Origin of the sequence: Bradyrhizobium tropiciagri (assembly GCF_018130505.1) — a bacterium.
Lineage (GTDB): Bacteria > Pseudomonadota > Alphaproteobacteria > Rhizobiales > Xanthobacteraceae > Bradyrhizobium > Bradyrhizobium tropiciagri_B.
This window is the reverse complement of record NZ_JAFCKH010000006.1, coordinates 88,914-110,279: the sequence shown is the minus strand read 5'-3', so window position 1 is coordinate 110,279 and position 21,366 is coordinate 88,914. Positions and strand designations below refer to the sequence as shown.

16 protein-coding genes are annotated in these 21,366 nt (G+C 65.2%); 8 read left to right on the top strand and 8 right to left on the bottom strand.

Features of this window, described 5'->3' with window-relative positions; genetic code table 11:
- Positions 1-3 precede the first annotated feature (3 nt).
- From JQ633_RS16820 to JQ633_RS16810, 3 genes are all read right to left on the bottom strand, one after another.
- Positions 4-531, bottom strand: a complete 528-nt coding sequence (locus JQ633_RS16820) for a PRC-barrel domain-containing protein (protein WP_249159425.1) — start codon at positions 529-531, stop codon at positions 4-6.
- Positions 532-578: 47 nt separating this feature from the next.
- Positions 579-2,780, bottom strand: a complete 2,202-nt coding sequence (locus JQ633_RS16815) for an amylo-alpha-1,6-glucosidase (protein WP_211986169.1) — start codon at positions 2,778-2,780, stop codon at positions 579-581.
- An 83-nt stretch (positions 2,781-2,863) separates the two neighbouring features.
- Positions 2,864-4,627 carry an ABC transporter ATP-binding protein gene (locus JQ633_RS16810; protein ID WP_211986168.1) on the bottom strand — a complete coding sequence of 588 codons (1,764 nt, stop codon included), beginning with the start codon at positions 4,625-4,627 and terminating at the stop codon, positions 2,864-2,866.
- 313 nt (positions 4,628-4,940) lie between these two features.
- On the opposite strand from JQ633_RS16810, the gene JQ633_RS16805 reads away from it, so the two are divergent.
- The 6 genes from JQ633_RS16805 (at position 4,941) to JQ633_RS16780 (ending at position 10,882) form a co-directional block, all read left to right on the top strand.
- Positions 4,941-6,008: a glycosyltransferase family 4 protein gene (locus tag JQ633_RS16805; RefSeq protein ID WP_211986167.1), complete on the top strand. Its 1,068-nt coding sequence runs from the start codon at positions 4,941-4,943 to the stop codon at positions 6,006-6,008.
- 291 nt (positions 6,009-6,299) lie between these two features.
- Entirely contained in the window at positions 6,300-7,553 is a 1,254-nt protein-coding gene (locus JQ633_RS16800; RefSeq protein WP_211986166.1) for an ABC transporter substrate-binding protein, read from the top strand.
- Between the two features lie 16 nt (positions 7,554-7,569).
- Positions 7,570-8,439 carry a branched-chain amino acid ABC transporter permease gene (locus JQ633_RS16795; protein WP_211986165.1) on the top strand — a complete coding sequence of 290 codons (870 nt, stop codon included), beginning with the start codon at positions 7,570-7,572 and terminating at the stop codon, positions 8,437-8,439.
- Complete coding sequence (locus tag JQ633_RS16790; protein ID WP_211986164.1) at positions 8,439-9,425, top strand: branched-chain amino acid ABC transporter permease; 987 nt, start codon at positions 8,439-8,441, stop codon at positions 9,423-9,425. Before JQ633_RS16795 ends, JQ633_RS16790 begins: the two co-directional genes overlap by 1 nt.
- A 10-nt stretch (positions 9,426-9,435) precedes the next feature.
- Positions 9,436-10,185 carry an ABC transporter ATP-binding protein gene (locus tag JQ633_RS16785; protein WP_211986163.1) on the top strand — a complete coding sequence of 250 codons (750 nt, stop codon included), beginning with the start codon at positions 9,436-9,438 and terminating at the stop codon, positions 10,183-10,185.
- Positions 10,178-10,882, top strand: a complete 705-nt coding sequence (locus tag JQ633_RS16780; protein ID WP_249159424.1) for an ABC transporter ATP-binding protein — start codon at positions 10,178-10,180, stop codon at positions 10,880-10,882. The genes JQ633_RS16785 and JQ633_RS16780 overlap by 8 nt, the downstream gene beginning before the upstream one ends.
- 141 nt (positions 10,883-11,023) lie before the next feature.
- Here the strand turns inward: JQ633_RS16780 and JQ633_RS16775 are convergent, their stop codons facing one another.
- The 5 genes from JQ633_RS16775 to JQ633_RS16755 all read right to left on the bottom strand — a co-directional run bounded on the left by JQ633_RS16775 (position 11,024) and on the right by JQ633_RS16755 (position 18,882).
- The gene (locus JQ633_RS16775) at positions 11,024-12,967 is read right to left on the bottom strand and encodes an alkyl/aryl-sulfatase (RefSeq protein ID WP_211986161.1); all 1,944 of its coding nucleotides are present in this window, start codon (positions 12,965-12,967) and stop codon (positions 11,024-11,026) included.
- A gap of 45 nt (positions 12,968-13,012) precedes the next feature.
- Complete coding sequence (locus JQ633_RS16770) at positions 13,013-14,833, bottom strand: flavin-containing monooxygenase (protein WP_211986160.1); 1,821 nt, start codon at positions 14,831-14,833, stop codon at positions 13,013-13,015.
- A 92-nt stretch (positions 14,834-14,925) separates the two neighbouring features.
- Positions 14,926-16,029 (bottom strand): ABC transporter ATP-binding protein, encoded by a 1,104-nt coding sequence (locus JQ633_RS16765; protein WP_211986159.1) that lies wholly within the window; start codon positions 16,027-16,029, stop codon positions 14,926-14,928.
- A gap of 15 nt (positions 16,030-16,044) precedes the next feature.
- Positions 16,045-17,082, bottom strand: a complete 1,038-nt coding sequence (locus JQ633_RS16760; RefSeq protein ID WP_249159423.1) for an ABC transporter substrate-binding protein — start codon at positions 17,080-17,082, stop codon at positions 16,045-16,047.
- Between the two features lie 24 nt (positions 17,083-17,106).
- Positions 17,107-18,882 carry an ABC transporter permease gene (locus tag JQ633_RS16755; protein ID WP_249159421.1) on the bottom strand — a complete coding sequence of 592 codons (1,776 nt, stop codon included), beginning with the start codon at positions 18,880-18,882 and terminating at the stop codon, positions 17,107-17,109.
- 479 nt (positions 18,883-19,361) lie between these two features.
- Between JQ633_RS16755 and JQ633_RS16750 the strand changes: the two genes are divergently transcribed.
- Together JQ633_RS16750 and JQ633_RS16745 are read left to right on the top strand one after the other, a co-directional pair.
- Positions 19,362-20,759, top strand: coding sequence for an MFS transporter (locus JQ633_RS16750; RefSeq protein WP_211986158.1), 1,398 nt, complete (start codon positions 19,362-19,364; stop codon positions 20,757-20,759).
- A gap of 152 nt (positions 20,760-20,911) precedes the next feature.
- Positions 20,912-21,361, top strand: a complete 450-nt coding sequence (locus tag JQ633_RS16745) for a (2Fe-2S)-binding protein (RefSeq protein WP_211986157.1) — start codon at positions 20,912-20,914, stop codon at positions 21,359-21,361.
- Positions 21,362-21,366: the final 5 nt, after the last annotated feature.

Sequence of the window (21,366 nt, the reverse complement as noted above, 5' to 3'; positions counted from 1 at the left end):
CCCCTAATGTTCGTAGTCCCATGGATGGAGGCTGCCTGCGGCCCCGAGCACAATCACCGGCGTATCTTCCTTGTATTCAGGGGCGGCGCTCACCTGCTGCTTGTTCAGGTCCAGCGTAATGCTGTCGGTCTTGCTGGAAACGCCGGCGAAGCGCAGCGCGTTCCAATCGACCACGATCTTGCGGCTGCCGACGCCGAGGAAGCCGCCGAAATCGATCACGGCGGCGCGGACCTTGCCGTCGCGGTCGACGATGACGTCGACGATGCGGCCCATGTCTTCATTGGCGGAGCTGCGCACGTCGCGCCCGAGAATGCCGTGCGCGTCGCGGGCGCCGATCACGGTCACCGACGGCGGCGGCGACGGCTCCTTGGCAGGATCCTTGGCTTGCTCCTTGGCTTGCTCCTTCGGAGCAGCCTGGGCCGCCGGCGGCGGTGACGGCGAAGGCGCCGGCGCCGTATCGTCGGCCGCGCGGACGCCCGCCGCGGTGACCAGCACCGCCGCCACGAGCGTGACTATGATCCTCGAACGCATCAAACTCTCCCCACGATATTGTTGCCTCACGCGAGGCTGCGCGACGCTCAGTGCGTCAGCACGATCGACACCTGGATCTGGCCGCGCGTGCGCAACACTTCGAGCGACACTTCGCCGTTGTGGCGGCGCAGCCTCAGATCGACGCTGGACGCACCGAGCCGGAGGTCGCGCAGCACCACCTCGTTGAGGAATTCCGGCAGGCACGGATCGCGCAGGCGAATCTCGCCGCGCGCCACGTCGAATTCTAGTCCGAGCGCGGCCTCGAGCAAGGTGAACGGCGTGGCGCTCGCCCAGGCCTGCGGCGCGCAGGCGACGGGATAGAGCACCGGTCCGCGCCGCCGCTCGCGGCGGAAACCGCAGAACAGCTCCGGCAGCCGCCGCAACTCCATGTAGCTTGCAGCGTCGAACAGCCCCTTGAACAGATGCGCCACCGAATGCTTCAGGCCGTAGCGCGCAAGGCCGAGCGCGATCAGCGCGTTGTCATGCGGCCAGATCGAGCCGTCATGATAGGACATCGGATTGTAGCGCGCCTCGCCCACCGCGACGGTGCGGATGCCCCAGCCCGAGAAGAATTTCTGGCTCATCAGGCCGGCCGCGACCAGCCGCGCGCGGTCTTCCCGCACGATGCCGGTGAAGAGAAGCTGGCCGGCATTGGAGGTGCGCACCTTGCACTGCCGCTTGTCGCCGTCGAGCGCCACGGCATAGGTGCCGATCTCCTCGCACCAGAACGCCTGCTCGAACTGCTCACGCAGCCGCTCGGCTTCGGCCTCGAGTTTTGCCGCCTTATCGGCCATGCCGAGCCGCTGCGCCGCGCGGGCGGCAAGCTGCTTGCCGATGAACACATAGCCCTGTACTTCGGCGAGCGCGATGTTGCCCTCGGCGAGCCTGCCGTCGGCGTGGAAGATGGCGTCGAAGGAATCCTTCCAGCCCTGATTGCGCAACCCCTCTTCGGTCGCGCGCTGATATTCGAGGAAGCCGTCGCGATCGGGATCGCCCGGACCGTCGATCCATTGCAGCCCGGCCTCGATGGCGGGCCACAACTCGCGCAGCGTCGCCTCGTCGCCCGTGCGCTCGAGATAGAGCCCGGCCAGCAGCACGAACAGCGGCGTCGAATCGACACTGCCGTAATACTGCGCGAACGGCACTTCGCGCAGCGCCGCCATCTCGCCGCCGCGCATCTCGTGCAGGATCTTGCCCGGCGCAGCATCCGCCAGCGGATCGACCGTCTTCGCCTGGAAGAAGGCCAGCCGCTTCAGCACGCCCTTGGCGATCCGCGGATCGACCCACAGCATCTGCAGCGCGGTGATCAGGCCGTCGCGGCCGAACGTCGTCGAGTACCAGGGGATGCCGGCATAGGGATAACGGCCCTGCGGCGTCTCGGTCATCAGCATGTTGAGGTCGGCCATCGCCTGGCACAGCACCTCGTTGAAGATGTTGTTCGAGGTCTCGATCGAGGCCGCGCCGCCCGACGAATTGCGCATCTCGCGGCGATGCGCGAGCAGCCCGCGGAAGAACGGCACCGGCTTCTGCATGATCGGCTTGTTGCAGGACACCGCGACGAACAGCGAGGTGACCTGCGCCGGCGCGAGATCGAAATGATAGGTCGCCGCGTTCACCGACAGCCGCGTCGGCCGCGGATCGAAATGCAGCGCCGTGATCCGCGCCTGCTCGTCGAGGCCGTGATACTCCAGCACGACGTCGGTCGGCCCCAGCAGCTTGCTGGTGCCGGTGCCGCGGTGCGCCCGCCGTTCGCCGCGCACCTCGAACAGGTCGGCGAAATCATTGTCGAACAGCAGCGTGAGATCGAAGCTGGCTGGATGCTCACCATGGTTCTGCAGGCCGATGCGCTGATAGGCCGTGCCGCGCCACAGGAAGATCGATCGCACGATGTGCAGCGTATCCTTCGGCAGGGTCAGCCGGTCATCGCGGTAGACGTCGGAATTGGTGAGATCGACAGTCAGCGCCGAATTGTCATCGCGCAGATTGGAGCCGAGCAGCAGCGGCTGCACGTCCTCCAGCACCATCTCCAGCCGCGCGAGGTAACGCGTGTCGGCGTTGAACAGCCCATCCGGCCCGCCCGCCGAAGCGCCGATATCGCCATGGCTGTCGAGCACAATGAAGGTGTCGTCATGCTTGAGCGAGCGCCGCGGCCGGGCCGCAGGCCCGGTCATCGGAATGTAGAACGGGGATTCCACAACGTGCTCGGTGATACGCGTGGTGATGATCTGCGTAACGACGTCGGCTGCCATCGGAACCTCGGACGACTTCTCTTAGCTCGAATTTTGGCTCGAACGCACGCACCGCAACTTGAACAAGGCTTGATGACGCGCCGTCAGGCCGCGCTGGTCGAGAGACGCCCCATCTCGCGCGCGACGAGGTCGCGGTACGGGCCCCTTCCCTTCACGAGGATATCGGGCGGACCATCCTCGACGATCCGGCCGCCTTGCAGCACGACCACGCGGTCGAAGCTGCGCAGCGTGGCGAGCCGGTGCGCGATTGCCACCACGGTACGCCCGCGCATCAGGCGCGACAACGCCTCGCGGATCGCCTCCTCGGACTCGGCATCGAGCGCGGCGGTGGCCTCGTCGAGCAGCAGGATTGGTGCATCCTTCAGGAAGGCGCGCGCGATCGCGATGCGCTGGCGCTGGCCGCCGGACACCTTGACGCCGCGGTCGCCGACGATGGTGTTCATGCCCTCGGGCAAGGTCTCGATGAAGTCGCAGCGCGCCGCGATCGCCGCGCGCAGCACCTCGTCGTCGGTGGCATCCGGCCGGCCGTAGCGGATGTTCTCCATGATCGAGCGGTGGAACAGCGAGATGTCCTGCGGAACCACCGAGATCGCCGCACGCAGGCTGAGCTGGGTGACGCGCGAGATGTCCTGGCCGTCGACCGTGATGTTGCCGTTCTCGACATCGTAGAAGCGCTGCAGAAGGGTAAACAGCGTTGACTTGCCACCGCCGGACTGGCCGACCAGACCGACCCGCTGGCCGGGCTGGATGCGCAGGCTGAAGCGCTCGAACACCTGCAGGCCACCCGGATAACGGAACGAGACGTTATTAAAGGCGATCGCGGCGCCGCTCTTCACCAACACTTCGGCCTCGGGGTGATCCTTCAGCTCGTGCGGCTGCAACAAGGTCGCAAGCGCCTCGGTGAGCCGCGCGACATGCTGGGTGACGTCGACCAGCGCGACCGCGAGATCGCGGGTGGCGCTCAGAATCGAAATGCCGAGCGTGCACACCAGCACGACGTCGCCGGTGGTCGCCGCGCCCTGCTGCCAGAGATTGAGCGCCCAGGCCAGCATCGCGATGGTGAGAATAACGGTCACACCGGCGTGAACGAGGCGCAGCTTCTCAAGGTAGCGCAGGGAACGCCCCCGCGCGATAAGTTCCCGGTTCACGGTCGCATCGAAGCGATCATGCTCATAGCCGAGGCCGCAGAACGCGCGGACCAGCGGCAGATTGTTGATGACGTCGACCATTTCGCCGTCGACCGCCGCGGCCCGGTTGGCGAAATCGTCATGCAGCGGCCGGCCGGCTGCCGCCATGCGGAACATCGCCACCACCATGGTTCCCGCGATAAGGATCAGCACGGCTGACATTGTCACGCTGACGGTTCCAACCAGCGTGATCGCGGCGAACGTCGCGATGCAGGGCGGCAACACGTTCCATACGAACATGTTCTCGACCGTGAACACTGCGTTCGAGGTCGCCGTGATGCGGCTGGTCAGCATGCCCGGCAGGCGGTCCGTGAAGTAGCTCGGCGCGTGGCCGGTGAGATGACGGAACATGTCGCGGCGCAGGTCGCCGGTGACGCTAACGAAGGTGTAGCTCGCGGTCCAGCTCGCGATCCGCCACAGAAAGTTGTCGGCCGCGATCAGCGACATGAGCAGAGCGAATGCCAGCCATACGCCAGTCGCTGCCGACGTTCCGGCCGACAAGGCGTCGACCAGGCTTTTCACGCCGTACTGCGTGCCTACCGAGCAGGCAACCGCCCCGACCACCGCTGACAATATGACGACGTGCGAGGGCAAACGCCGGCGCAGATAGCGCAGCACAAAGGGAAACGGGCGATGCGCATATCCTGACAGATGGTCCATGACGTCCCTGCAAAACCTGTTGGGGGTGAACGGGATTCTTCTATTTCGGTTTCCCGTGCACGATGACGTGAAGAGCGGCTGATTGTTTTCTTGGTGTCGCCACCACTGCGCGACAATTTTGCACCGCCGGCATCGGCAAAAACGTGTTGGAGCGTGATGGCATCACCAAGACCGGAGTGTGATGGAAGAAAGAAGCGAGAGTTCGCGCGCATCTAGGGAACTACGCACGTGCGAGAACGTTCCCGTCTTCGGCATGCCGGGTGCCACAGAGGGCTGAGGGTCAATCCATCCACATCACATACAGGAGACGGAAATGCGCATCGCGCAGGTCGCCCCGCTGACGGAGGCTGTTCCCCCCAAACTCTACGGCGGCACCGAACGGGTCGTGCACTGGCTGACCGAAGAACTTGTTACGCTCGGACACGATGTCACGCTGTTCGCCAGCGGCGACTCCAAGACCTCCGCGAAGCTCGATGCGACATGGCCGAAGGCGCTGCGCCTCGACGGCTCGGTCCGCGATCCCAATGCGCTGCACATGGTGATGCTGGAGCGCGTGCGGCAGAAGGCCGATGACGAGGAGTTCGACTTCCTGCACTGCCACCTCGACTACTATCCGTGGTCGCTGTTCGCACGACAGCCGACGCCCTTCGTGACCACGCTGCACGGACGGCTCGACCTTCCCGAGCATCAGCCGGTCTTCAATACGTTCTCCAAGATCCCCGTGATCTCGATCTCCAACGCGCAGCGCCGGCCGGTGCCGCAGGCCAACTGGGTGCGCACCATTCATCATGGGCTGCCCGAGAACCTGCTGACGCCGCAGCCGGTCAAGCCGTCCTATCTCGCCGTGCTCGGGCGCATCGCGCCGGAAAAGGGCGTCGACCGCGCGATCAAGATCGCAACGCGCTGCGGCATCCCGCTGAAGATCGCGGCCAAGGTCGATCGCGCCGACCAGGAATACTATGACGAATTGATCAAGCCGCTGATCACGGGCAATCCGCTGGTGGAATTCATCGGCGAGATCAGCGACCGCGAAAAGCCGGAGTTTTTGAGCGGCGCGCTCGGCCTGCTGGTTCCGATCGACTGGCCGGAGCCGTTCGGCCTCGTGATGATCGAGGCGATGGCCTGCGGCACGCCTGTGATCGCCTACAACCGCGGCTCGGTGCCTGAAATCATCGAGGAGGGCCTGACCGGCTTCATCGTCGAGGACGAGATCAGCGCCGTGTCCTCGGTCGGTCGCCTCGAGACGCTGAATCGCGGCGCGATCCGCAAGCAGTTCGAGACCCGCTTCACCGCACGCCGGATGGCGCTCGACTATCTCGCCGCCTATCGCAGCCTGATGGAAGCCAAGCCGCGCTTCAAGCTGGTGGCGAGCGCCGAATAGAAGTTGCAGCGGCCGATCGGATGATCCGGCGGGCCGGCCCACATCGTGCGGCCGGCCTGTCGGGTCATTCGATTGTCAATAATAGTCACATGCGGTGACGGACGCCCCTCGCCTCCCAAAACACCCCATGACGCGATTGCTGCGTCGCACTCTCGCATACCCCTCTGCACAGCCGCGGGGCGATACCGCCTTTGCGATTGCAAAATTACGTGCTCTTATGCGGCCCGCTTGATCCAAGAACAAAAAGCGAGCGGGCGGAGCAACCGTACCGCGATCGCACAGGGGGATGCCATGACAGGGGACCGCAAGCCTTCGGCCATTAATAATGTCGCGCCGGCCAAAGCTTCACGGACGAAACTCAATCGCCGCAAATTCCTGATCCGCACCGGCGGCATCATGGCTGCCGGCGCATTCGGCGCCGTTCCGCTGCGCGGCTGGGCCGCGGATCCCGTCAACATCGGCGCGCTCTATCCGACCACCGGCAGCATGGCGCAGATCGGCGTCGGCTGCGTTGCCGCAGCAAAGCTCGCGGCCGACATGGTCAACGAGGCCGGCGGCATCAAGTCGCTCGGCGGCGCCAAGCTGAACATCATCGTCTCCGACGTGCAAAGCGACACCACCGTGACGCGCACCGAGACCGACCGCTTGATATCCGGCAACAAGCTGTCGGCGATCCACGGCTGCTACGCCAGCGCCCTGACGCTGATCGCGAGCGAAGTCTGCGAGCGCGCCAGGATCCCGATCATCACCGGCTCGAGCTCGGACCAGCTCAACAAGGGCCGGACCTACACGTTCACGCCGTTCGCGCGCGCCTCGCAATTCGCCAAGGCGCAATTGCAGATGGCCAAACTGGTCAGCGAGCAGCCCAAGGTGGCTGTGATCTTCGAAAACACCGCGTTCGGCACCTCGACCTCGAACGGGCTGAAGGAGCTGGCGCCGGGCGAAGGCGTCGAGATCGTGATGTTCGAGCCTTACTCGGCCGGCTTCACCGACGCGAGCCCGCTGATCAACAAGGTGAAGGCCTCCGGGGCCAACACGCTGTTCTCGCTGTCCTATCTCAACGACCTGATCCTGATCGTGCGGACCGTGCGGCAAGTCGGACTCAACATCGCCATCAACGGCGGCTCCGGCGGCTTCGTGATGCCGGACTTCTACAAGAATGTCGGCAAGGCGGCGGAAGGCCTGCAGGGCGTCGCGCACTGGAATCACGACGTCAGCGACGAGGCCCAGAAGGTCAACGTCGAGTTCAAGAAGCGCACCGGCGAGTTCGCGTTCGAATATGCCGGCGGCCTGGTGGCGCAGACCTTCATGCTGGCGGACGCGCTGGAGCGCGCGGCCTCGACCGATCCCAAGAAGGTGCGCGAAGCGCTGTCGACACTCGACGTCTCGTCGGGTTACGCAGCGATGGCGCCGGGCGGCAAGGTGAAGTTCGGGCCCGACGGCAAGAACGTCTATGGCAAGCCGGTCGGCGTGCAGTGGCAGAACACCGACCTCGTCAGCGTCTTCCCGAAGGAAGACGCCCGCGCGCCGCTGATGAAGACCTGACGATCGGCCCGAACCTATGTTGGAGACATTGGCCCAGGCCGTGATCAACGGCCTGCTCATCGGCGGCATCTACGCGCTTGTCAGCATCGGCGTCACGCTGATCTTCGGCGTGGTCAAGATCGTCAATTTCGCCCAGGGCGAATTCGTGATGATCGGGATGTACATCTCGTTCTTCCTCGCCACCCAGTTCGGCATCGATCCGCTGGTCTCACTGGTGGTCTCGATGCCGGTGCTGTTCGTGGCCGGCATGCTGATCCAGCACTTCCTGATCCGCAGGGTGCTCGGTCCGAACGACATGCCGCAGATCTTCCTGACCTTCGCGCTGTCGCTGCTGCTGCTGAACCTGTCGCTGATGCTGTTCACGGCGAACTACCGCACGGTTCATACCTGGTATTCCGACGAGGCGCTGCATTTCGGCGGGCTCTACATTCCGGTGGCGAAACTGATCGCCTTTGTGGTCGCGATGGGGCTCAGCGCCCTGCTCTGGGTGTTCCTGCACACCACCGACCTCGGCAAGGCGATGCGTGCCGCCTCGCAGAACCGCGACGTCGCGATGCTGATGGGAATCAATCCGAACCGCGTGTTCGCGGTCGCATTCGGCACTGCGCTGGCGCTGGCCGGCGCCGCCGGCTCGCTGCTGATGCCGTTCTATTCGGCCTACCCGTTCGTCGGCCAGGTGTTCGTGCTGATGGCGTTCGTCGCCGTCGTGATGGGCACGCTCGGCAATGTGATGGGCGCGCTGATCGCGAGCCTGATGATGGGCGTCGCGGAATCGCTCGGCATCCAGTTCGTCGGCGCCGATTCCGGCCTGATCGTGGTGTTCGCGCTGCTGCTGCTGACGCTGGCCTTCCGGCCGAGCGGCCTCGGTGCACAGAGGGGCCGCTGATGGAAACGCTCGGCAAGATGAAATGGCTCTGGATCGCGCTGGCAGCCGTGGTGATGCTCGCCCTGCCCCAGATCGTGACCTCGTCGTTCGCGATCGACATCTTCATCCGCATCCTGCTGTTTTCGTTCATCGGCGTCGCCTGGAACCTGATGGGCGGGTATGCAAAACAGCTCTCGCTCGGGCACGCCGCCTATTTCGGGCTCGGCGCCTACACCTCCACGATCATGCAGGTGAACTACGGCATCTCGCCCTGGATCGGGATGGTTGCCGGCGGCGTGGTCGCGATGCTGGCGAGCCTGCCGATCGGCTGGCTCTGCTTCCGCCTGCGCGGCCCCTATTTCACCATCGCCACCATCGCCACCGCACAGGTGCTGATGCTGATCTTCCTCAAGTTCCGCGATTTCGCCTGGGGCGCCGAGGGCACCACGATCCCCAATCTCGGCAGCGCGCCCTTGATGATGCAGTTCGAGGAGAAGTCGTCGTATTACTACGTCGTACTTGGCCTGCTCGTCGTCGGGCTCTGGGTCACCCACAAGATCGAAAAATCCTGGATGGGCTACTACCTCGTCGCGATCGGCGAGGATGAGGATGCGGCGGAAGCGATCGGCGTCAACGCGCCGAAGATCAAGCGCGACATCTACATGCTCAGCGCGTTCCTGACTGCGCTGGCCGGCACATTCTACACCCAGTACATCTACTTCATCGATCCCGCGACCGCCTTCAGCTTCAACGTCTCGATCGAGGCGGCGCTGGTGTCGATCGTTGGCGGCATCGGGACGCTGTGGGGTCCTGTGATCGGCACCGTGCTGCTGGAGACGACGTCGGCGCTGCTGCAGAGTTGGCTCGGCAGCTCGGTCGGCGGCATCCAGCTCACCGTCTACAGCCTGATCCTGATGGCGGTGATCCTGTGGCGGCCGACCGGGCTGATCGGCTTTGCGACCGATGTCTATCACCGCTACGCCCGGCGCAAGCCGGCGCACGCCTGAGGCCATCACGATGGCGGAAGCACTGGTCATCAAGGGTCTCAGCAAGCGTTTCGGCGGCCTGCGCGCGGTGCAGGACGTGAGCTTCACCGTGCAGGAGAACGAGACGCTCGCGCTGATCGGGCCGAACGGCGCCGGCAAGACCACGAGCTTTCATCTGATCACTGGGTTTCACCGGCCGGACGCCGGCTCGGTGCTCGCCTTCGGCCAGGAGGTCGTCGGCCTCAAGCCGCATGATGTCTGCGCGCTCGGCATGGCGCGCACCTTCCAGGTGGCCAAGCCGTTCGGCGCGATGACGGTGCTCGCCAATGTGATGACCGGCGCCTTCCTGCGCGACCGGCACGTTGCTGCCGCCGAGAAGAAGGCGCTCGAGGCAATCGAGTTCGTCGGGCTCGGCGCCAAGGAGCAGACTGCGGCCAAGGATCTCACCACCATCGACCAGCGCCGGCTGGAGATGGCCCGTGCGCTGGCGACGCAGCCCAAGATATTGCTGCTCGACGAGGTGATGGCCGGGCTCAATCCGTCGGAGATCGACCAGGCGGTGGCGCTGGTCAAGAAGCTGTCCGCCAGCGGCCTGACCATCGTGATCGTTGAGCACGTGATGCGCGCGATCATGGCGGTGGCGCGCCACATCGTGGTGCTCGACCACGGCCAGAAGATCGCCGAGGGCGCGCCGAAGGAGATCGTGGAGAATCCCGAAGTGATCCGCGCCTATCTCGGCTCCTATGTGCACCCGCCGGCGCAGGGAGACGCCCATGCTTGAGCTTTCCCGCGTCAGCGCCAGCTACGGCTCGGTGCCGGCGATCACCGACGTGAATATCTCCATTGCCGAGGGCGAAGCCGTCGGCCTGCTGGGCGCCAACGGCGCCGGCAAGAGCACGACGCTGCGTGCCGTCTCCGGCCTGGTGAAGTTGTTCGGAGGCAAGGTCACGTTCGACGGCGTCGACCTCGCCACGCTGCCGCCCTACCGCATCCCCGAGCTCGGCATCGCCCACGTTCCGGAGGGCCGCCAGGTATTTCCGGAAATGACGGTGCAGGAGAACCTCGAGATCGGCGCCTTCACGCCGCGGGCCAAGCCGGACCGCCAGCGCACGATGCAGCTGGTCTACGATATCTTTCCGCGCCTCGCCGACCGCAAGAAGCAGCTCGCCGGCACCATGAGCGGCGGCGAGCAGCAGATGCTCGCGGTCGGCCGCGGGTTGATGCTGAAGCCGCGGCTTCTGATGCTCGACGAGCCCTCGCTCGGCCTCGCCCCCGTGATGACCGATGTGACCTTCGAGAAGATCGGCGAGATCCACAAGATGGGCACCGCGATCCTGCTGGTCGAGCAGAACGTCAGCCGCGCGCTGTCGCTGGTGCAGCGCGCCTATGTGCTGGAGAGCGGCAACGTCATCATGCACGGCACCAGCACCGAGCTCGCCAACAACAAGCAGGTGCAGGCCGCGTATCTCGGGATTTGAGGCTGCGCTCAAAGACCCGTCATCCTGAGGCGCGAGCGCAGCGAGCCTCGAAGGATGAATCGGCCACCAGCCGGGCCGTCGACCCTTCGAGACGCGCTACGCGCTCCTCAGGGTGACGGTGATCCCTCTGAGCATGCCGCCCTACGTCACCGCCGTGCGCTTCGGCTCGACGATCTCGAACATGCGCGGGAATTCGTCCATCAGCGTCATCAGTTCATCGAGCCGCCGCGGCTCTCCGGACACCTTGATCCTGCCGGCGTCGACGGCGTCCGCGAACGTGGTCAGCTTGGCGATCACCTCGTCCAGCACGCTGCGCCCCAGGGCGAAGCTCGCCTGCGCATCCGCGGCCTGCGCGCCCTTGACATAGGTCAGCGCCGAATTCTCCAGATTGAGGACGAAGGTCTCGCCGGTATCCGTAAAGCTCCAGTTCAGCACGATTCTCTTGCCTTCGGCCTTGGGGCCGTTGAGGCGGATGCCGAGCACGTCCCAGAGCTGCTCGGTGCGCAGCGCGGCCAGCGTCTCGCGCGGCATCGGCGAGCGCGGCGGGGTCTTCGGCATGCCCAGGCGAAGCTCCTGCGCGCCGAACAGATAGGCGTTGCGCCAGGTCGAGCTCTCAGCGGCGTAGCCGAGCTGCTCGAAGGTGTCGGCCAACAGCGCGCGCGCCGCCGGGTTGTCCGGCTCGGCGAACACCAGATGGCTCAATGCCTGCGCGACGAACCGGAATTCGCCCTTGGCGAAATCCGCCGTCGCACGTTTGAGGATTGCATCGGCGCCGCCCATGTACTCGACATACTTCTTGCCGGCCTGAACCGGCGGCAGCGGGTCGAGATTGACCGGGTTGGCGTCGTACCAGCCGAGATACTTCTGATAGATCGCTTTCACATTGTGCCGGATATGCCCGTAATAGCCGCGGCCGTGCCAGGCGCCCTCCAGGCTCTGCGGCAGGCGGATCGCCTCGGCGATCTCGGCGGCATTGAGCCCGTGGTTCATCAGCCGGATGGTCTGGTCGTGGGCGTATTTGTAGAGATCGCGCTGCTCGCGGATCATCGTGTCGATCCGCTCTCGCCCCCACACCGGCCAGTGATGCTGGCCGCACATCGCATCCGCCTTGCCGCCCCACATCTGCAGCGCCTCGCCGAGATATTTCGACCAGGCCAGCGCATCGCGGACATCAGCGCCGCGGAACGGCAGCAGGTTGTGGAAATTGTGCGTGCAGTTCTCCGCAAGGTTCAAGAGCTTGTGGCGCGGGATGAAGAAATGCATCTCCGCCGGCGCCTCGCTGTTCGGCGCCATCTGGAATTCGAATTCGACGCCGTCGATGATACGCCTGTCGCCGGTCGCGATGATCAGGTCGGTCGGCCGCAGCAGCGCCACGCCTCCGGCCGCCATGGTCTTGCCGAGCCCGCAATCGACATGGCCCCGCACGCCCTTGGCGAGGAACGGACCGAACTGGTACTGCGCGCGGCGCAGCATCGCCGGCCCCGCGATGATGTTCTCGGAGACCGCGTGCTCCATGAAGAAGTTCGGCGCGATGATCGGCACGCCGGCCGCCAGCATCGCATCATCGACCACGCCGCGCGCGCCGCCCCAATGGTCGGTGTGGGTGTGGGTGAAGATCACGGCGGCGACCGGCCGCTTGCCGCGGTGCAGGAAGTAGAGCTCCATCGCGGCGCGCGCGCCTTCGATCGAGGTCAGCGTGTCGACCACGATCACGCCCTTGTCGCCCTCGATCAGCGTCATGTTGGCGATGTCGAGCCCGCGCACCTGGTAGACGCCCGGCACCACCTCGAACAGGCCATGGTGCATGTTGAGCCGCGACTGCCGCCACAGGCTGGGATCGACGGTCGGCGGCGCGGACTCCTCGGACAGGAAGCCGTAGGGTTCGAGACTCCAGACCGTCCGGCCCTGCGCCGAGGTGACCTTCGCGTTTTCGATGGTGCCGAGGAAGCCGCGCGCGGCATCGTCGAAATCGCTGACGTCGGAGAACGGCAGCGCCTTCAGCGTTGCCGCATGCTGCGCCACGACGGACGGCGATGCGGGTTTCGGGCCTTGCTGTGACGCTTCACCTGCGACTGACTGGGTCATCCTCAAGCACTCCCTTACTTGGCGGACATCGGGGTCGCGATTGCCTTAGCGAAACTGCACGCCCTCGAACTGGCCGCTGTTGCGCCAGGCGTCGATATATTTGAAATAGGCCAGCGCGCCCGAGGGGTGGCCGACATTGAGCTTGGCGGCCGGGCCGGGCTCGCGGCCTTCATTGTTGTAGTAGCCGGGCGTGCAATCCGGCCCGCCGATCATCCGGCCGACGCCGGTCAGCAGCAGTTCGACCCAGCGGTCCTCGGCCTCCTTGCCGACCTCGATCTGGTTGAAGCCGTTGTCCCGCGCATGGGAGACCATCAGGGCGATGGTTCGCGCTGCCTCGGTCAGATTGTGCGGCACGTTGGAAATCAGGTTGGCGCCCTGCGTCGGCTGCACGAAGAAAACGTTCGGAAAGCCGTGCACGTGGATGCCGTGCTTGGTGCGCATGCCCTCCGACCAATGCTCCGACAGCTTGACGCCGCCCCTCCCGGTCAGGTCGAAGCCTGCGCGGCGGCGATATTCCGTGCCGACCTCGAACCCCGACGCATAGATGATGCAGTCGAGTTCGTATTCCCTGCCCCCAGCGACGATCCCGTTTGCGGTGATCTGCTCGACGCCCTTGCCGTCGGTATCGACCAGATGGGTGCCGGGCGTGTTGAACGCCTGCAGATAGGAATCATGGAAGCACGGCCGCTTGCAGAGCTGGCCGTACCAGGCCTTGAGGTTCTTCGCAGTCTCAGCGTCGGTGACGATGGTGTCGACCCGGTTGCGGATTTCGTCCATCTTCTCGAAGTCGGAGTCCTCGAAGGCGGCCCGCATGTTGGCCACGGTCCGCTGCTCGCGCGGCAGCAGCATGACCTTGGCGCGGATACGCTTCGACAGATCGGTCCAGCCGTCCTGCACCAGATCCTCTTCGGCCGATCCGCCGGCCTGGTTGGCCGTAAAGTTCTCCAGCCAACGCTGCTGCCAGCCGGGCGTTGCGATCTCCGCGAACCATGTCGGATCGATCGGCGCGTTGGCGCGCACGTCGACCGATGACGGCGTGCGCTGGAACACGTAGAGCTCCTTGCACGCCCGTGCGAGGTGCGGAATGCACTGCACGGACGTTGCGCCGGTGCCGATGATGCCGACGCGCTTGTCGGCCAGCCGGTCCATCGGCGCGCCGTTCGGATCACCGCCGGTGTAGTCGTAATCCCAGCGGCTGGTGTGGAACGAGTGGCCCTTGAAATTCTCCAGGCCCGGAATGCCCGGCAGCTTCGGCACATGCAGCGGGCCCGTGCCGATACCGACATATTGCGCGGTGAAGGCATCGCCGCGCGTGGTGCGGACCAGCCAGCGCGATTGCGTCTCGTCCCAATCGAGGCTGGTCACTTCGGTATGGAACAGCGCGTTGTCGTAGAGGCCGAAATGTTCGCCGATGCGCTGGCAATGCGCGAGGATCTCGGGCGCATGCGCATACTTCTCCGACGGCATGTGCCCGGTCTCTTCGAGCAGCGGCATGTAGACCATCGAGGCCGTGTCGCATTGCGCGCCGGGATATCGGTTCCAGTACCAGGTGCCGCCGAAATCGCCGCCCTTCTCGACGATGCGGACATCCTTGATGCCGGCTTCGGTCAGCCGCGCCGCCGTCGCGAGCCCGGCAAATCCGCCGCCGATGAAGGCGAAGGTGACGTGATCGGTCTTCGGCGCACGCTCGGTGCGTGGCGTGTAGGGATCGTCGAGATAATGCGCGAGCTGCCCCTTGATCTGCAGATACTGGTCGTTGCCATCGGCACGCAGCCGCTTATTTCGCTCCGCGAGATATTTCCGGCGGAGCTGCTCCTTGTCGATCGCAACCGGATTCGCATCCCGGGTCTGGTCGGTCATCGTCATCGGCGGGTGCCTCGCTCCAGCGGTTTTCCATCTTGTTCCGCCGCAGGTGAGCCGATGTCAACACGATTTCCGGAAGGGGCCGGACTCCGCCGCTATTCGTGTGATACGGGACCGCTGTCACGATAGGCCCACAGGCATTCGCGCGGCAGCGAGACCGGCGCCTCGACGCCGACCTGGTGCCGCGCAGCGGTGCCGAGCTCGATCGCCTCCAGCCGCTTGCCGAACAGCTCGATACCATAGGCGGTCTGGGTGCCCTGATAGCGGCGGTCGAGCACCTTGGCCGAGAACGTATTGACGCCATTCGGCCGGCCGATCGCGATGTTCTCGGGCCGCAGCGCGACGCGCACTTTCTGGTCGGGCGCCAGCTCATGGAAGAGCGCGACCTCGCCCTGCCTGCCGTCGCCGAAATCGACCACGCCATATTGGCCGTTGCATGTCACCAGCGTGCCCGCGAGCTCGTTGGTGGCGCCGGTGAAATTGGCGACGAACAGATCGGCTGGGCGATTGTAGATCGCATCCGGCGAATCCATCTGCAGCAGCTTGCCGTTGCGCATCACGCCGATGCGGTCGCCGAGCACGACCGCCTCGGCCTGGTCATGGGTGACGTAGAGCGCCGTCATACCGGTTTGCTTGAGGATGACGCGGAGATCATCGCGCAGCCGCAACCGCAATTTGGCGTCGAGGTTCGACAGCGGCTCGTCGAGCAGCAACAATTGCGGCCGGTACACCATGCTGCGCGCCAGTGCGACGCGCTGCATCTGTCCGCCGGAAAGCGCGACCACCGGACGGTCGGCATATTCCGACAGCCCGACCAGCGCCAGCGCCTCCTCGACCTTGCGGTTGGCGTCCGCGCGACTGATGTTGCGGTGCTTCAGCGGATAGATCACGTTCTGCCGCACCGTCATGTGCGGCCACACCGCATAGGACTGGAACACCATGCCGAGATCGCGCGAGCGCGGCGGCACCAGCACGCCGCGTTCGGGCGACGACACCACCTTTCCGGAGATGCTGATCTCGCCGCCGGTCGGATGTTCGAGCCCGGCAACGCAGCGCAAGGTCGTGGTCTTGCCGCAGCCGGACGGACCGAGCAGCACCACGATCTCGCCGGCCGGCACGCTGAAGCTCACGCCATCGATCGCCGGACGGCCGATCGCGAACTGTTTCCTGAGCTCGGTGACTTCGAGCGTCGCCGTCATCGCTTCACCCGCCACTTACTGCCGATAGCCGTAGGTCTTGTCCCAGTCCGCCACCCACGCCGTGTGCAGCTTCTTGTACTCGTCGAAGTCCGGATACCAGAGCTTCACCACCTTGGGATCGAACCCTTCCGGATAGGCCGGCGGCTGCTTCAGCGAGGTGAGATTGCCGAGCTCCTTGATCATGAAGGTCTGGCCTTCCTTCGACAGGCACCAGTTCAGGAACAGCTTTGCGGCGTTCGGGTGCGCAGCGGTCTTCGGAATGCCGGTAGCATAGGGATTGACCGGCGAGCCCTCGGGCGGGAAGAAGATCTCGATCGGCGCGCCGTCCTTCTTCTTCTGGTAGATCACGTTGTAGAGCAGCGGCGCGATCGCGACCTCGCCACGCACCAGCGCATCGGCTGTCGGCGCGCCGGAGGGATAGAGCACCGGATGGGTCGCGGCCTGCTTGGCCCAGTAATCCTCGCCCAGCACCTGGCGCTCGAACATGATCCGCGTCCACGTGGTGCCGCCGGACTGCGCGAACACCTGGCCGATCAGCTTGTCATATTGCGGCTTGGTCAGGTCCTTCCAGGTTTTCGGCGGATCCTTCACCAGCTCGGTATTGTAGCCGATCGACCAGGCGATGGTCGCGCGCGGCCAGAACTTTGGCGAAATCAGCGCGTGCGTATCGTAGTCCGCCGCGTTCGGCGGCGCGTAGTCCTGGAACAGATCCTCCAGCGGCTGCATCAGCGCGCGGTCGGAATGATCGACCACGTCGGCGATCAGCTTGCCGGCGGCGGCCTCGGTCTTCACGCGGGTGATGAGCTGGCCGCCCGGCGCGCGCACCATCTCGATCTTGATCTCGGGAAAGCGCTTGTTGAAGGCCTTGATCACCTGCTGCTCGATCTCGGCGAAATTCGCGGTGTAATAGACCAGCTTGCCTTCGGCCTTGGCCGCCGCGATCAGCTCGGGCGAGCCGAACTCCTGCGCCTGCGCGCGAGGCGCCAGCACAAGCGTCGCGACGCCGGCCAGGGCCAAGGTCGTGGCCAGTGTCGTGAAGGTCCGTCTATCCATCGCCAATCTCTCCCATGTTTGTTGTTATCCGGTGCGGGCCACGTTGCCCTGCGCGGCGCCGCGCGAAAGCCAGTTGGCGCCGCCGATCAGGACGCCGAGCAGCACGGTCTGCACCAGGCTGAACGCCGCGGTCTTGCCGATATTGCCGCCCTCGTAATAGTCGAGCAGCAGCACCGACATCACCATGGTGTTGCTGGTGTAGAGGAACAGCGACGAGCCGAGCTCGCGGATCGCCAGCACGAACAGCAGCGTCATCGCCGCCAGCACGCCCGGGCTCGCGAGCGGCAGCACGATGGTCCTGATGGTGCCGAGCATGCCCTTGCCGCAGACCCAGGCGGCCTCCTCGAGCTCGCGATGGATCTGCAGGAACGAGGTCGATAGCGCCTTCACGGTGTCCGGCATGAAGCGTGCGATGAAGGCCAGCGCCAGAATCCAGATCGTGCCGTAGAGTCCGCCCGGGATGCCGATCCAGGCCCACAGATAGGCGACGCCGACCACGAGGCCGGGGATCGCGACCGGCAGCGTCGAGATCAGGTCGATGGTGCCGCGCCCGGCGACCCGGGTGCGGTGGATGGTGTAGCCGATCGCAAAGGCGAGCGCGCCGCCGACGACAGCCGTGATGACGCCGACCTCGACCGCGTTGTAGATCGATCGCATCGTCAGCGGATTGTCGAAGATGCTCTCGAAATGCACCAGCGAGTATTGCCGCATGTCGAACAGGCTGGCGACGTCCCGGATGAACATGAACTTGCGGAACGCGGCAACGATCAGCGCCAGCGACGGCAGCACCACGACGACAAGGAGATAGAGCATGCCGATCGCGAAGGTGAACCAGCGCCATGGCCCGAGATCGAGGCTGCGCGGCCGGAACGCCTTGCCTGCCACGGTCGTGTAGCTGCGTCCGCTCAGCACCCGCTGCTGCAGATAAACGAGCAGTCCCGTCACCACCATCAGGATGATCGCAACCGCGGCCGCGGTGTTGTAGAGCGGCGGCGACCAGTTGGTCAGCTTGAAGATGTAGGTGGTGAGCACGTTGAGATTGGTCGGCGCGCCCAGCACCGCGGGAATGCCGTAGATGCCTAGCATCACGATGAACGACAGCAGCATGCCCGAGACGATCGCCGGCATGATCAGCGGGAACGTCACCGTGAACAGCGTCGAGAACGCGCTGGCGCCGGAAATCTCGGCGGCCTCCTCCAGGCTCGGATCCATGTTGCGCAGCGCCGAGGCGGTGAACATGTAGACATAGGGCGCGTAGTAGATGCCGAACACGAAGACGAGGCCCCACATCGAATAAAGATCGACGCGGAGATCCGACCCTATCCACTTGAACATCGTGTTGATCAGGCCGGTCTTGGGCGAACCGAGAATGGCCCAGGCGACGCCCGCGACCAGCGGCGGCGCGAACAGCGGCAGGATGCTCGCCGCGGCGATGAAGCCCTTGAACGGCGTATTGGTGCGTACCACGATCCAGGAGAAGAACAGCCCGATCGCCACCGCGATCGCGGTTCCACCGCCGCAGGCGATCAGGGTGTTAAGCAACGCCTCGCCGACATTCGGATTGGCGAGCACGGTAAGGAAATTCGCAACCGAGAGGTGACTGAGGCTGCGGCTGAGGCCGTCGACCACCGGATTGGTGTCGGTGAGCGCGCCGAGCAGCAGCATGAGGACGGGGTAGATAACCAGGAACGCGAGGATCACCAGCAACGCCGCGACCCACAGGCCGGTGAACATGCGCCGGCGCGCGCCTTCACTGGCGCCACGCACGACTTCGCTGCGCCGGTCGGCCTGTCCGTGCAATGCGCTTCCCCTTTTGCGGCGCGATCTCACGTCGGGCCTGCTTGTATGCCAAGGGTAGTCGATCGCACACGCGATGCAAGCTATTCGAAAGTCGGCTGTCGGCGATAATGTGACACAGTGACGAATTGGCCGTGCTGGTGCCGCGGAACGGGTTCGGACTCACACGTCAAACAACTTGTTCGGTGTCGTCACCCGGCTTGACCGGGTGATCCAGTATTCCAGAGGCAGTCATTGTTGAGCCGGGAGGCCGCGGCGTACTGGATCGCCCGGTCAAGCCGGGCGATGACGGCGGTGGGTGGGGACACAGCTTCGCGTTCTCGCGGAGCCAGTCGTCGGGCGCGCGTTCGCGCCACACGGCGGAGGCTGGGGACCTTCGCGCACCGCCCCGGACAAGGCCGCTTCGCATACGCATCATGCAGCGGCACGGCTGGGGAACGGGATGGCGGCGTAGTACATGCTGCGCTGGAGACCGTCTCGATATGCTCGAAAAGACCCCGACCGCCGCAGCTTCGGCGCCCGTGACCGATGGATTGCCGTGGGAACGGCGGCGCTGGGCGGTGGCCGCGATCTTCACCGCGCTGGCGATGGCCTCGCTCGATACGGCGATTGCCAACATCGCCCTGCCCGCGATCGCCACCGATCTCAATGTCAGCCCGGCCGAGGTGGTGTGGGTCGTCAACGTCTACCAGATCGCCCTGGTCGCGACGCTGCTGCCGCTCGGCGCGCTCGGCGAGATCATCGGCCACCAGCGCATCTATCTCTGCGGCCTGCTGCTGTTCACATTGGCGTCATTGGGCTGCGCAATGGCATGGTCGCTGCCGAGCCTGCTCGTGGCGCGTACCCTGCAAGGGCTCGGCGCCAGCGGGCTGATGAGCGTCAACACCGCGCTGGTGCGCTTCGTCTATCCGAGCAAGATGCACGGCCGCGGCTTCGGTCACAACGCGCTGGTGGTCGCCACCGCCTTCACACTGGGGCCGACGATCGCCTCGGGCATCCTGGCGCTCGGCCCATGGCCCTGGCTGTTCGCCGGCAATATTCCCTTCGGCATCATTGCAATCCTGATCGGCCTGAAGACGCTGCCGCCGACGCCGCGCGCCACCCACAGTTTCGACTTCACCGGGGCGGCGCTGGCTTCCGCCTGCCTCGGCCTGTTCATCATCGGGATCGGCAGCGCCGCGCATAAGGCGGCGCCCGCGCTGGTCATCGCGGAGCTGATCGGCGCGCTGCTGTTCGGCTGGATCCTGACCCGACGGCATGCCGATCATCCGGCGCCGATGCTGCCGATCGACCTGTTCCGCCGGCCGGTGTTCGCGCTGTCGGCCGCGACCGCGGTCTGCTCATTCGCTGTGCAGGGCCTCGCCTTCGTGTCGCTGCCGTTCTACTTCGAGGACATCCTGCACCGCTCGCAGGTCGAGACCGGCTTCTTCATGACGCCGTGGCCGCTGGTGGTCGCCTTCATGGCGCCGATCGGCGGGCGGCTGTCGGATCGCTATCCGGCCGGCATCCTCGGCGGCATCGGCATGCTGCTGCTCGGGCTCGGCATGGTGCTGCTCGCGACCCTGCCGGCCGAGCCGAGCGTCGCCAACATCGTCTGGCGCACGATGATCTGCGGCGTCGGGTTCGGCTTCTTCCAGACGCCGAACATGAAGGCGATCATGTCGAGTGCGCCGCCGCATCGCAGCGGCAGCGCCAGCGGCATCGTCGCCACCGCGCGGCTGATCGGGCAGACCACCGGAGCGGCGCTGGCCGCGTTGTGCTTCGCACTGGCCGATCGCGAAGGCGCGACCGTGGCGCTCGCGCTCGGCGCCGGCTTCGCGGCGCTCGGCAGTGTCATGAGCTTCTTGCGGATGGCTGTCGCTTCACCGAAAAAAGCATGACAGGCATGTGTTATTCGCAGCCGCGGCCAAACACCGCGCGTCCTCAATTTATCTCTGGTTGCAAACGCGGTTTCTTGATTTGAACCGTTCCATTTTCGAGGCCAGATTGCCGCGCAGTTCAATCGATGGATTGGACCAATCAGGGGACCGCGATGGCAAGCCTCAAAATCAATGGCAAGACAATTACTGTAGACGTCGAGGACGACACGCCGCTGCTGTGGGCGATTCGTGAGAACGTCGGACTGACAGGGACGAAATACGGCTGCGGTATCGCGCAATGCGGCGCCTGCACCGTGCATATGGACGGCGTCGCGATGCGCTCCTGCGGCGTCACGGTCGGCGAAGCCGCCGGCAAGGAAATCACCACGATCGAGGGCCTCGCCGCTGGCGGCGTGCTGCACAAGGTGCAGACGGCCTGGATCGCCAATGACGTGCCGCAATGCGGCTACTGCCAGAGCGGCATGATCATGGCCGTCGCGGCGCTCTTGAAGGACAATCCGAAGCCGACCGACGACGACATCAACGACGCCATCACCAACATCTGCCGCTGCGGCACCTTCCAGCAGGTGCGCGAGGCGATTCATGCTGCCGCGAACGCGTAAGGGGG